The organism is Ruegeria sp. C12 (assembly GCF_056537745.1).
The window spans coordinates 128,928-140,744 of record NZ_JBQFSA010000009.1; the positions used below are offsets into that span (position 1 = coordinate 128,928).

General features: G+C 59.6%; 10 protein-coding genes. 3 read left to right on the forward strand and 7 right to left on the reverse strand.

From position 1 onward, the window contains the following. Positions 1 to 34 precede the first annotated feature (34 nt). Positions 35 to 2,080, reverse strand: a complete 2,046-nt coding sequence (locus ACR0C9_RS17865; protein WP_480781604.1) for an acetyl-CoA carboxylase biotin carboxylase subunit — start codon at positions 2,078 to 2,080, stop codon at positions 35 to 37. A 119-nt stretch (positions 2,081 to 2,199) separates the two neighbouring features. After that, positions 2,200 to 2,403, reverse strand: a complete 204-nt coding sequence (locus tag ACR0C9_RS17870) for a hypothetical protein (RefSeq protein ID WP_170454887.1) — start codon at positions 2,401 to 2,403, stop codon at positions 2,200 to 2,202. A gap of 650 nt (positions 2,404 to 3,053) precedes the next feature. On the opposite strand from ACR0C9_RS17870, the gene ACR0C9_RS17875 reads away from it, so the two are divergent. Next, positions 3,054 to 4,202 (forward strand): DcaP family trimeric outer membrane transporter, encoded by a 1,149-nt coding sequence (locus tag ACR0C9_RS17875; RefSeq protein WP_480585144.1) that lies wholly within the window; start codon positions 3,054 to 3,056, stop codon positions 4,200 to 4,202. A gap of 80 nt (positions 4,203 to 4,282) precedes the next feature. Here ACR0C9_RS17875 and ACR0C9_RS17880 read toward each other — a convergent pair whose 3' ends face one another. The 3 genes from ACR0C9_RS17880 to ACR0C9_RS17890 form a co-directional block, all read right to left on the reverse strand. Next, positions 4,283 to 4,633, reverse strand: a complete 351-nt coding sequence (locus ACR0C9_RS17880; RefSeq protein ID WP_170624363.1) for a hypothetical protein — start codon at positions 4,631 to 4,633, stop codon at positions 4,283 to 4,285. A gap of 136 nt (positions 4,634 to 4,769) precedes the next feature. Then, positions 4,770 to 5,255 carry a DUF6497 family protein gene (locus tag ACR0C9_RS17885; RefSeq protein ID WP_480781605.1) on the reverse strand — a complete coding sequence of 162 codons (486 nt, stop codon included), beginning with the start codon at positions 5,253 to 5,255 and terminating at the stop codon, positions 4,770 to 4,772. Positions 5,256 to 5,368: 113 nt separating this feature from the next. Next, a complete protein-coding gene (locus ACR0C9_RS17890; RefSeq protein WP_480781606.1) occupies positions 5,369 to 6,901 on the reverse strand; it encodes an acyl-CoA carboxylase subunit beta in 1,533 nt (510 codons plus the stop codon). Positions 6,902 to 7,084: 183 nt separating this feature from the next. Here ACR0C9_RS17890 and ACR0C9_RS17895 point away from each other — a divergent pair, with 183 nt between their 5' ends. Further along, positions 7,085 to 8,290, forward strand: a complete 1,206-nt coding sequence (locus ACR0C9_RS17895) for a multidrug effflux MFS transporter (protein WP_480781607.1) — start codon at positions 7,085 to 7,087, stop codon at positions 8,288 to 8,290. A gap of 65 nt (positions 8,291 to 8,355) precedes the next feature. Next, positions 8,356 to 9,756 (forward strand): helix-turn-helix domain-containing protein, encoded by a 1,401-nt coding sequence (locus ACR0C9_RS17900; protein WP_480781608.1) that lies wholly within the window; start codon positions 8,356 to 8,358, stop codon positions 9,754 to 9,756. A 73-nt stretch (positions 9,757 to 9,829) separates the two neighbouring features. Here the strand turns inward: ACR0C9_RS17900 and ACR0C9_RS17905 are convergent, their stop codons facing one another. Both ACR0C9_RS17905 and betA read right to left on the reverse strand, forming a co-directional pair. Next, on the reverse strand, positions 9,830 to 10,069 hold the full coding sequence (locus tag ACR0C9_RS17905; protein ID WP_170454901.1) for an HP1242/YdcH family protein: 240 nt from the start codon (positions 10,067 to 10,069) through the stop codon (positions 9,830 to 9,832). 78 nt (positions 10,070 to 10,147) lie between these two features. After that, positions 10,148 to 11,806, reverse strand: a complete 1,659-nt coding sequence (gene betA, locus ACR0C9_RS17910; RefSeq protein ID WP_170737516.1) for a choline dehydrogenase — start codon at positions 11,804 to 11,806, stop codon at positions 10,148 to 10,150. Between the last annotated feature and the right edge of the window lie 11 nt (positions 11,807 to 11,817).

Below are 11,817 nucleotides of genomic sequence, written 5' to 3' on the forward strand. Positions count from 1 at the left end.
TACCTTTGGAGATATGACAAAAACGCGGTCATGATCACTCGAATTCGATGATCACATCGTCCACGGCAAGGCTGTCGCCGGGGCCTGCGTTGATCTTGGCAACCACGCCTTTCTTCTCGGCGCGCAGGATGTTTTCCATCTTCATCGCCTCGACGGTGCACAGCGCCTGACCTTCCTGCACTTCCTGACCCACCTCGACATCGACCTTTACGATCAGGCCGGGCATCGGACACAGCAGCATTTTCGAGGTATCCGGCGGCAGTTTTTCCGGCATCAGCTTGGCCAGTTCAGCCTGACGCGGACGGCGCACCTGCACCTTCAGGTCAGCACCCCGGTTGCGCACGCGGAACCCGCCCGAGATCTTGCCAACCTTCAGAACCAGCGGGCTGCCATCGACGTCCAGAACGGCCAGTTGGTCGCCCGGTGTCCAGTCAGAGGCCACGCGCAGGGTCGAGCCGTCCTCGAACTTGACCGTCGCGCCTTCTTTGTCGGCGTTGACCTGAACGGCGAACTCGTGACCTTCCAGCGAGACGACCCAGCGCTTGCCAACCTTGCGTTCATGGTTGTCCATCCGGCCCGATACGCGGGTGCGGCGAATTTCGGCCACGCGGTGCATCGCGGCGCACGATGCTGCGATCTGGCGCAGATCGCCCTCGGGTAGGGTGACACCTTCGAACCCTTCGGGATATTCCTCGGCGATGAAGGCGGTGGTCATGTCGCCGCTGATGAATTTCGGGTGATCCATCACCGCAGACAGGAACGGCAGGTTGTGGCCGATACCTTCGACCTCAAAGCTGTCCAGCGCCACGCGCATTGCCTCGATCGCGGCCTCACGGGTCGGGGCCCAGGTGCACAGCTTGGCGATCATCGGGTCGTAATACATGCTGATCTCGCCGCCTTCATAGACGCCGGTATCGTTACGCACTGCGGCCTCACCTTCGGGTGCCTCGCCCTGCCATTTGCCGTTTACCTGCATCGGGCCAGCCGCGACCTCTTGCGGCGGGCGATAGCGGGTCAGACGCCCAATCGAGGGCAGGAAGTTGCGATAGGGATCTTCCGCATACAGACGGTTTTCGATGGCCCAACCGGTCAGGGTCACGTCATCCTGCGTGATCGACAGAGGCTCACCGGCTGCAACACGGATCATCTGTTCGACCAGATCGACGCCGGTGATCAGCTCGGTCACAGGGTGTTCCACCTGCAGGCGGGTGTTCATTTCAAGGAAGTAGAAGTTCTTCTGACCATCAACGATGAATTCCACCGTACCGGCGCTGGCATAACCCACGGCCTTCGCCAGAGCCACGGCCTGTTCCCCCATCGCCTTGCGGGTCGCTTCGTCCAGGAATGGCGAAGGGGCTTCTTCCACCACTTTCTGGTTCCGGCGCTGGATCGAGCATTCACGCTCGCCCAGGTAGATGCCGTTGCCGTGGCTGTCGCACAGAACCTGAATCTCGATGTGACGCGGCTGGGTCACGAATTTCTCGATGAAAATCCGGTCATCGCCGAACGAGTTCGCGGCTTCGTTCTTGGACGACTGGAAACCTTCGCGTGCTTCTTCGTCGTTCCACGCGATCCGCATGCCTTTACCACCGCCCCCGGCGCTGGCCTTGATCATCACCGGATAGCCAATCTCGTTGGAAATCTTGACTGCCTCTTCCGCATCCTCGATCAGACCCATGTACCCCGGAACCGTCGAAACACCGGCCTCCTGAGCGATCTTTTTCGAGGTGATCTTGTCACCCATGCTTTCGATTGCGCCGACTGGGGGGCCAACAAACGCCACGCCTTCTGCCGACAGCGCCTCGGCGAATTTGGCGTTTTCCGATAGGAAGCCGTAGCCGGGGTGCACCGCCTGCGCGCCGCTTTGGCGGATGGCGTCCATGACCTTGTCGATCACGATATAGGACTGGTTCGCAGGGGGCGGGCCGATATGCACGGATTCGTCGGCCATCGACACATGCAGCGCGTTTTTGTCTGCGTCCGAGAAGATGGCAACAGTGCCGATACCCATCTTGCGGGCGGTCTTGATAACCCGGCAGGCGATCTCGCCCCGGTTGGCGATCAGGATCTTATTGAACATGGAACGTCCTTTGGCTTGGTGTTCTGGAAACGCACAACGCCGCCGCAGGGAGCAACCCCCACGACGGCGTGATGCGCGATGACGGACGGGGCGACGAAACGCGCCCCGAAAATTTCAGGTTAGCGGCAGGTGTTCTGCGTTTTGCAGTATAACACGTTGCCCGCGGCGCCCACTGCGGCCCCGAACAGCGGATCGGCGCTGAGTACGGCAGCGCCAACTGCCCCTGCACCGCCGCCCAGGATGGCCTGTTCGCCGGTTGTGTCGCCGCACGCGGCAAGGCCCGCACAGGTTGCCGCAACAAGGAAGAAACGTGAGAGTCGCATGATGTCTGCCCTTTTTGTCGTCTCGATAGCTTTGAGGGCAGATGCCGGTTTTGGGCCTTGTTATTCAATATCAGACGCGGCATTTCCGCGTTTTGCGCAGATTTATGCCGCTTTACGCCTACAGGCTGCGCAAAGAAAAACGCGGACAGGACTATGTGGGGAACACAAGCCTGCCCGCGGAAGGAAGGGGTACGGAATAGTAGGTGCATGTGCGGCGCAGGCAAAGTAGAGCCGCACGGCTTGAACAGGTTGCACGCCACAATCATGGCCGCAAACAAAGTATTGTTTCCAAGCGAGATTCCGGCTGGAAATTGCCCATCCGGCAAAAATCCGCGCAAAATCGTGCCGATCCGGTTTTCTGACATTCCAGCCAAATGCACGAGATCAGCAGTCACATTGCTGTTACATTTTTCTCTCTGGCTGAGACTATTCGCACAAGCAGCATCACAATCCAATGACTCGCTGTCGTGCAGAAACACGTTCGGATTCATAAGGTTGACCGATCTGTTCACCTTGGCGTGAGAATTTTCCGCGACCAAAGCACAATTGCTTGAGAAGTTTGGGCTTTTCGATCCCATTCTCGTGATTTCCTTCACTAACAACTGCGTGAAACGGTGCGAGCGCACACTCGCACACAAGGAAACACCTACATGAAGACCATACGAACCAAGGCAATCCTGCTTGCTGCCTCTGCGCTTTGTGTGACCGGCACGGTTGCTTTTGCCCAGGACGCCTCGCAGGCCGAACTCGACGCGCTGCGCGCCCGGGTCGAAGCGCTCGAGGCCAACAAGTCCGGCCCCGCCAACGGCGACTTCAGAATCGGAAACACCACTCTGGACGTCTACGGATACGTCAAAGCCGACTTCTTCTACGATTTCGATTTCGATCAGGGAGACACGGCTTTTGTGAACGTCATCGGTGAGCCTTCTGCGGCTACTGACGGAACGTTTGGCGCCACGATCCGCCAATCGCGTATCGGTTTGCGGACAAGCACCCCCACCAGCATCGGCGAAATCGGAGGTCAGTTGGAACTGGACTTGTTTGCCAGTGGCGGCGCTGCTGAGCTTCGCCTGCGTCACGCGAACATCACCATTGGTGATCATTGGCTCATCGGTCAGTACTGGACAAACTTCCAGCCGCTGGACACCTATCCTACCTCGGTCGAATTCAACGGTCCGGTTGGTATTCCGTTCGCTCGCGTACCCCAAGTGCGCTACACGAACACCATTGGCGCGAACACTACTTTCGCAGTGTCTGTTGAAGAGAACGTAGGCGGCTCGAACTCGGACGATCCGGTTCTGACCGGTGCGGTGGAGTACAATGATGGCAAGTACATCGCGCGTGCGTCGGCGCTCTACGGCAAGGCTGAGTCCGGTAGCGTCGAGGTGGATCAGACCGGCTTTACACTGTCCGGTTCGATCCGTCCGTGGCAGGGCGGCTTGTTCCAAGTCAACTACGTGACCGGCGAAGCGCTTGGCCCCTACCTGATCGGCCTTGGTGATCCAATCGTCGGCGGGCAGGCCAACGATGTCGACGGCTACACGATAGAGTTCCGGCAGGATCTGAGCCCGAAGTGGAATGTCGGCATCGCCTACGGTCGCGAGGATTACGACCTCCCCACCTCGACCGGCGATCTGGCCTTCACCGAACTTGAGACGATCCACGTCAACGCCTTCTACAAGGCCACCGACAACCTGACGCTCAGCGCCGAGTACATCTACGGTGAGCGGAATGACGTGAATTCCGGCGACACCTTCGATGGCAGCCGGGTACAAGTCGCCGCCCAGCTGAACTTCTGATACCGCAAATCGGCCTCGCCCATTTCTGGGCGGGGTCTTGCCACACCGGACGAGATTATGCGGCATCGGCCTCTGCATGATCAGGCCGCTCCAAACAGATCAGGGAACGACGCACGCGCCGCATCCGGGTCGATCACCAGCAGCGCATCATAGCTTGCCGGATCAAACGGATCTTCCGCCGGAACAACCTCGCGCCCGAACAGCCAGCTTAACCGGCCTGCATCCAGGTTGCCGCGTTCAAACGGCTGATCTCCGAAATGGTGCCACAGCGCTTCCATGAACGCCGCATCAGCCCGCCGGTCCGCCGGTTTGCGATCCCGAAACCGCTCGCGCCGTGTGATCGGCGTCACGCCCTTGGGGTTGGCGCGGCGGATGGTGAATTGAAAATCTGTCCCGGCCAGACGTCCGGGGAATCCACGATGTTTCAGCATGTCGTTACCTCCGTGCCCCGGGTAGCACCGAGACGGGAAATAACACAGCCTTTATGGGGCGCTTTCATGCGGCGCACCCCGAATATGGCAGCTTTGGCCTGCGGCGCGCTGAGGTCGCGAAACCCGAAGGACATGATCAAAGCCCCTCCCAGATGCAATCTGACGATTCCAGCCTGTAGGCTTCGAAGAATTGCGTGGCATCCGGTGCCGTGTTGCCGAACTCGATCGGGCGATCGGCCAGCGAAATGATCACCAGCGCCGGGTCCAATCCATGCTGCGCAACATAGGCCACCGCCAGCGTCTGGCACAGATGCGCCATGTCCTGCGATGCCACATCATATCCGATCCGTCCCACCGTCGCGCCGATCTTCGGAGCGATGAACCGGAACCGCACCCACAGCTCTCCGGGGTTATTGTCCAGCAAGACATCGTTCAGGTGCACCGGCTGCCCTGACGGAACCGGCAAGGTTACGTCGGATTGCGCAAAGGTTGCGGTGCCAAGAACGGACAAGACCAGACCAATGGCGCGACCCCGGACCCACCGACGGCAGGCTCCTCCTTCCGGAGTCGCGCGCGCAGTGCTGTTGGCCTGCGCGGTTCTATGTCTGGTGGGACGGATCATTTAACTATTTATCGGCTATTGTCAAACCTGCCTCATTTGGCGGTGAGTTCTGACCTGTTTTTCGCGTTACCCGGCCAAGGGCCGGATGGGGTGGGTTGCCCCACCCCGTAGGCTTACAACGGAATATTGTCGTGCTTTTTCCACGGGTTCTTCAGCTGCTTGCCGCGCAGGCTGGCGAATGCGCGCGACACCCGGCGACGGGTCGATTGCGGCATGATCACCTCATCGACAAAGCCACGCTCGGCCGCCACGAACGGATTCGCAAAGCGGTCTTCATAGTCCGCCACATGCTGCGCCGTCTTGTCGGCATCGTCCAGATCGGCGCGATGGATGATCTCGGTCGCGCCCTTGGCGCCCATCACGGCGATTTCAGCGGTGGGCCAGGCATAGTTGAAATCGCCCCGCAGGTGCTTGGACGCCATAACCACATAAGCACCGCCATAGGCCTTACGGGTGATCACGGTGACCTTCGGCACGGTTGCTTCGCCATACGCGTACAGCAGCTTGGCCCCGTGCTTGATGATGCCGCTATATTCCTGCTGCGTCCCGGGAAGGAAGCCCGGCACGTCGACCAGAGTCAGGATCGGGATCTCGAAACAGTCGCAGAAGCGCACGAACCGCGCGGCCTTGCGCGAGCTATCAATGTCCAGACACCCGGCCAGAACCATCGGCTGGTTGGCCACAACGCCAACCGTCTGCCCTTCGAGGCGGATGAAACCGGTGATGATGTTCTTGGCGAAATCTTCCTGAATTTCGTAGAAGTCACCCTCATCCGCGATCTTGGTGATCAGCTCTTTCATGTCATAGGGCGTGTTCGGATTGTCCGGGACCAACGTGTCCAGCGATTTCTCGACGCGGTCCGGTTCATCAAAGAACGGGCGAACCGGCGGCTTCTCGCGGTTGTTGAGCGGCAGGAAATCGACCAGACGACGCACCTCGGCCAGCGCCTCGACATCGTTTTCGAATGCGCCGTCCGCGACGGACGATTTCTTGGTGTGGGTCGATGCGCCACCCAGTTCCTCGGCGGTCACGACCTCGTTGGTGACGGTTTTCACCACGTCGGGGCCGGTGACGAACATGTAGGACGAATCCTTTACCATGAAGATAAAGTCCGTCATCGCCGGGCTGTACACCGCGCCACCGGCACAGGGGCCCATGATCACGCTGATCTGCGGCACAACGCCCGAGGCCGTGATGTTGCGCTGGAACACTTCGGCGTAACCGGCAAGCGAGGCAACACCTTCCTGGATTCGCGCACCGCCCGAATCGTTGATGCCGATGATCGGCGCGCCGTTCTGCACCGCCATATCCATGATCTTGCAGATCTTCTGAGCGTGCGTTTCAGACAGAGAGCCGCCGAACACGGTGAAATCCTGGCTGAACACATAGACCATACGGCCATTGATCGTGCCCCAGCCGGTCACCACACCGTCACCGGCAGGCTTTTGTTTATCCATCCCAAAATCTGTGCAGCGATGGCTGACAAACATGTCGAACTCTTCAAAGCTGCCTTCATCCAGCAACAGTTCGATCCGCTCGCGCGCGGTCAGTTTGCCACGCCCGTGCTGTGCATCAATTCGCTTTTGCCCACCACCCAAACGGGCGGCTTCGCGACGGTCTTCAAGCTCGGAAAGGATGTCTTTCATGGCGCGTATCCCCTATTAAATTTGGACGGACAGTATATGCAGTTGTGATCCGACCAAAGCCCTTTTCGGCAAATTTGCAAAGTTTTGGCAACTGCATTTTGGAAAACTGTAAAAGTGCAAATTGCTGACGTGGCGGCAGCACCCGTCTGGCATTCCTCGGAACCGCAGCTATACATGTGAACTATGCAGTTCAGAACGTCAGCGGTCCGCCGCACACCCCCAAAGATCGGCACACTTGTCTTGCTGTCTGGCCTCGCCGCGCTCAGCATGAACCTGTTTCTGCCCAGCCTGCCGAACATGGCACTGCATTTCGAGACCGATTACAAGGTCATGCAACTGTCCATCGCGCTGTACCTGCTGGTGAACGCTGTCCTGCAAATCCTCCTTGGCCCGCTGGCTGACAAGGCGGGGCGCAGACCGGTTCTTCTGTGGGGACTGTCGCTGTTCCTGCTGGCCACGCTGGGCTGTATTTTCGCTCCAACTGCCGAGATATTTCTGGCCTTCCGCATGTGTCAGGCGGTGGTTGTTGTGGGAATGGTCCTCAGCCGGGCAGCCGTGCGGGATCTGTACGATCAGGACCAAGCCGCATCGATGATCGGCTATGTCACAATGGGCATGGCGGTGGTTCCGATGATCGGTCCCGCCATTGGCGGGTTGCTCGAAGAGACCTTTGGCTGGAAGGCCAATTTCTGGCTGCCATTTGCCTTGGGCGCACTTACGCTTCTTTTGACATATGTGGACTTCGGCGAGACCTCGGCCAAAAGCGGCAAAACTCTGATCCAGCAATTCCGCGAATACCCCGAGCTTCTGAAATCCCCCCGCTTCTGGGGCTATTCGCTGTCTTCAGCGTTTTCGTCGGGCGCATTCTTTGCCTATCTCGGTGGCGCACCTTTCATCGGAACCGAGGTTTTTGACCTGAGCGCGGCCGAGGTCGGCATTTACTTTGGCGCGCCTGCCGTCGGGTATTTCCTCGGCAATTTCCTCAGCGGTCGGTTTTCCGTCCGCTTTGGCGTCAACCGTATGGTTCTGTGGGGCAGCATTCTGAATGCAACCGGCGTCGCCATTTCTGCAGTCATTTTTCTGACCGGGATGGGAACTGCGCTTAGCTTTTTCAGTTTCATGACTTTTGTGGGCATCGGCAACGGCATGACAATCCCGAACGCCACATCCGGCGCCCTGTCCGTGCGCCCGCATCTGGCGGCCACGGCCTCGGGCCTCAGCGGGGCAATCATGCTGGGCGGCGGGGCCGGCCTGAGCGCGCTGGCCGGCGCATTGCTGACCGTGGAATCGGGCGCTATGCCGCTGCTTTGGCTGATGCTGACCACCGCCATCCTGGCCATCTGCGCGATCTGCACTGTGATCTGGCGCGAGCGGCAATTGGGCCTTTAACATCGCTTGCCATTGTGGGTTTGCAAAGTTAGCCTGCAACAAAAGTAAAGTTGCAAAGGCACTCCATGGCCACCCAGAAACTCTACGCCGGTGCAAAACTGCGCGAGATGCGCACACGATTGTCCCTGACACAACGGGAATTCGCCGCAAAGCTCGGCGTCTCGCTGCCCTACCTCAATCAGATGGAGAACAACAACCGCCCGATCTCGACCACGGTGGTTCTGGCGCTTGCGCAGGAATTCGGCATGGACGTCACCGAGCTCAGCACCGGTGACAGCGAACGCCTCGTCTCGGACATGCGCGAGGCGCTGGCCGATCCGGTCTTTGCCGACGCGGTCCCGCCGCTGGCCGATCTTCGCCTGACGGCTTCGAACGCCCCCGCTCTGGCCCGCGCCTTTATCGAACTGCACCGCACCTATCGCCAAACCCACGAACGTCTGGCATCGCTGGACGAAGCATTGGGGCGCGAGGATGCCAGCACACAGGCCAGCCCCTGGGAAGAAGTGCGGGATTTCTTCCATTATTGCGACAACTATATCGACGCCGTCGACCGCGCTGCCGAACTGTTCGCCAACCGCGCAGAAGAGCCGGGCGGCATACGAGAAGCCGCCCTCAGCAGCCTGTCTGAGCGCGGGATTCAGGTCGTCTTTTCCGATATCGAGGACCTGCGCGTCTATGACGCCGAAAGCAAAACGTTGCGCCTGTCCTCACGGACCGCACCACAGACGCAGGTTTTTCAACTGCTGCTGCAAGTGGCCCTGATCAGCCAGGACAAGCTCCTCGAAGCCACACTGGATTTCGCCAAATTCCAAAGCGAAGAGGCGCGCTCGATCGCCAAAATCGGACTAGCCAATTTCTTTGCAGGCGCATCCCTGATGCCCTATGCCAAATTTCTGGCCGCCGCACAGGATTACCGACACGATCTGGAATTGCTCAGCACCCGGTTCGGCGCATCAATCGAACAAATCGCCCACCGCCTGTCCACACTTCAAAGACCCGGCGCGAAGGGTATCCCGTTCTTCTTCGTACGCGTCGATCAGGCCGGAACAATCACCAAACGCCACTCGGCCACGCGGCTGCAATTTGCGCGTTTCGGCGGCGCCTGCCCTCTGTGGAATGTTCACCGCGCGTTTGAGACACCCGGTCACTTCCTGTTGCAACTTGCGGAAACGCCGGATGGCGTCCGCTACATCTCATTGGCCACAGATGTTTCGAAATCGGGCGGATCTTATGGCGCGCCCGTCCGCCGCTATGCCATTGCATTGGGGTGCGAGGTGCGCCACGCCCAAGCCCTAGTCTATGCCGACAACCTCGACATCAACAACGCCAGCGCTTATGAGCCCATCGGCATTTCCTGCCGCATCTGCGAGCGGCAAACCTGCCACCAGCGCTCGGTCCCGCCGTTGGAACGTCGCCTCACCATCGACACCCATACCCGCGGCACCCTGCCCTATCAGGTCACCTGAACTTCACCTGGCTGAAAATATCCCGGGGGAGTCGCGGCCTGCCGCGACGGGGGCAGAGCCCCCGCCACATGGCTCAGGCTTTTGAAAGAATCGCCCAGATCTCGTCTTTTAGGGCCGCGCGTTTCTTGCGCATCTCACCCTCAGCCAGATCTTCCATCGGCTCGATATTGGTTTCGGCCCGATGCACGACGCGATTGATCTCGTGATATTCCTCGGCCAGCCGGGCGAAATGCGCGTCCGATTGCTTGAGCTGGCTCATCAATTCGACCTTGTCCGGAAACTCTTCGGCCAGTTCATGCGGGGTGTGGGACATTCCTGTTCGCTCCTGAATTATGTCATTGCGAGTCACATCTACCGGACGCTGCCCCACCCCGCTTTGACGCGGATCAAATCACCGCTGCGCAATGGCCCATTGCGGGTGAATCCAAGGGCGATCATTGGCCTTCGGCAACGCGTCTTTACCCAGCAGGTGGTCCGAGACTTTTTCGCCAACCATGATCGACGGCGCATTCAGGTTGCCGTTTGTGATCTGCGGGAAAACCGAGCTGTCGGCGACGCGCAAACCGTCCACACCGATGACGCGACCCTCAGGATCGACAACGGACATCTTGTCGTCCGCCCGCCCCATCCGACAGGTGCCGCAGGGGTGATAGGCGCTTTCGGCATGTTCCGCGATGAAGCCGTTCAATTCCTCATCACTTTGAACATCTGCGCCCGGCTGAATTTCTTTCCCCGCATAGGGCTTAAAGGCATCCTGACCAAAGATTTCGCGGGTCAAGCGGATGCAGGTTCGGAAATCCTCCCAATCCTCTTCGTGGCTCATGTAATTGAACCGGATAACAGGCGCATCCTCGGGCCTGCTCGACCGCAAGGTAACTGCCCCGCGCGAGGGTGAGCGCATCGGACCGACATGCGCCTGGAACCCATGCCCCTCGGCCGCTGCCTGCCCGTCGTACCGAACAGCCATAGGCAGGAAGTGGTACTGAATATCGGGATACTCCACACCCGGTTTCGACCGGACAAAGGCCGCGCTTTCGAACTGGTTCGAGGCACCAAGCCCGGTTTTGGTGAACAGCCATTGCGCCCCGATCAGCCCTTTGCTGATCAGATTCCAATGCTTGTACAGCGTGATCGGCTGCAGCGAGGCCTGCTGGATATAAAGCTCCAGATGATCCTGAAGGTTCGCACCCACGCCGGGGCGATCTGCGACCACATCGATCCCATGCTCGGCCAGATGGGCCGCAGGGCCGATCCCCGACAGCATCAGCAGTTTGGGAGAGTTGATCGACGATGCGGCCAGAACCACTTCGCGCCGGGCGCGGATAATTTCGGTCTTTCCCCCACGCACCAGCTCGACACCGGTGGCGCGTCCGTTTTCCATCACCACACGCGCCGCCAGACCGCGGATGATTTCGCAATTGTCCCGTTTGAGCGCAGGCCGCAGATAAGCATTCGCCGCCGACCAGCGCCGCCCTTTCCAGACGGTCTGCTCCATCGGGCCAAAGCCTTCCTGCTTTTCGCCATTATAGTCGCCCGTGACTTGGTATCCCGCTTGCCGACCTGCATCTACAAAAGCCTGGAACAGCGGGTTTTCGCGGGGACCGCGCGAGACATGCAGCGGACCATCCGTACCGCGCCATTCGGGATCGCCCCCATGGCCGCCATCGTGCCAGGTCTCCATCCGTTTGTAATAGGGCAGCACATCGGCATAGGACCAACCATCGGCCCCCATTTCCGCCCAGGTGTCAAAGTCGCGCGCATGGCCGCGCACATAGACCATGCCGTTGATCGAGGACGACCCGCCAATCACCTTGCCACGCGGGCAAGCCAGACGGCGGTTGTTCAGATGTGGCTCGGGTTCCGAGCTAAAGCCCCAGTCATAACGCGACATATTCATCGGGTAGCTCAGCGCGGCGGGCATCTGGATGAACGGTCCGGCATCCGTGCCACCATGCTCGATCACCAGAACCGAGGCCCCGGCCTCGCTCAGGCGATAGGCCATCGCGCAACCGGCGGAACCGGCACCCACAATGACGAAATCAGCTTCCATTTTCGGGTCTC

Bases quoted from the DNA above. Each gene is read 5' to 3' on its own strand.
- ACR0C9_RS17865 (WP_480781604.1), bottom strand. From the start codon at position 2,080: ATGTTCAATAAGATCCTGATCGCCAACCGGGGCGAGATCGCCTGCCGG.
- ACR0C9_RS17870 (WP_170454887.1), bottom strand. From the start codon at position 2,403: ATGCGACTCTCACGTTTCTTCCTTGTTGCGGCAACCTGTGCGGGCCTT.
- ACR0C9_RS17875 (WP_480585144.1), top strand. From the start codon at position 3,054: ATGAAGACCATACGAACCAAGGCAATCCTGCTTGCTGCCTCTGCGCTT.
- ACR0C9_RS17880 (WP_170624363.1), bottom strand. From the start codon at position 4,633: ATGCTGAAACATCGTGGATTCCCCGGACGTCTGGCCGGGACAGATTTT.
- ACR0C9_RS17885 (WP_480781605.1), bottom strand. From the start codon at position 5,255: ATGATCCGTCCCACCAGACATAGAACCGCGCAGGCCAACAGCACTGCG.
- ACR0C9_RS17890 (WP_480781606.1), bottom strand. From the start codon at position 6,901: ATGAAAGACATCCTTTCCGAGCTTGAAGACCGTCGCGAAGCCGCCCGT.
- ACR0C9_RS17895 (WP_480781607.1), top strand. From the start codon at position 7,085: ATGCAGTTCAGAACGTCAGCGGTCCGCCGCACACCCCCAAAGATCGGC.
- ACR0C9_RS17900 (WP_480781608.1), top strand. From the start codon at position 8,356: ATGGCCACCCAGAAACTCTACGCCGGTGCAAAACTGCGCGAGATGCGC.
- ACR0C9_RS17905 (WP_170454901.1), bottom strand. From the start codon at position 10,069: ATGTCCCACACCCCGCATGAACTGGCCGAAGAGTTTCCGGACAAGGTC.
- betA (WP_170737516.1), bottom strand. From the start codon at position 11,806: ATGGAAGCTGATTTCGTCATTGTGGGTGCCGGTTCCGCCGGTTGCGCG.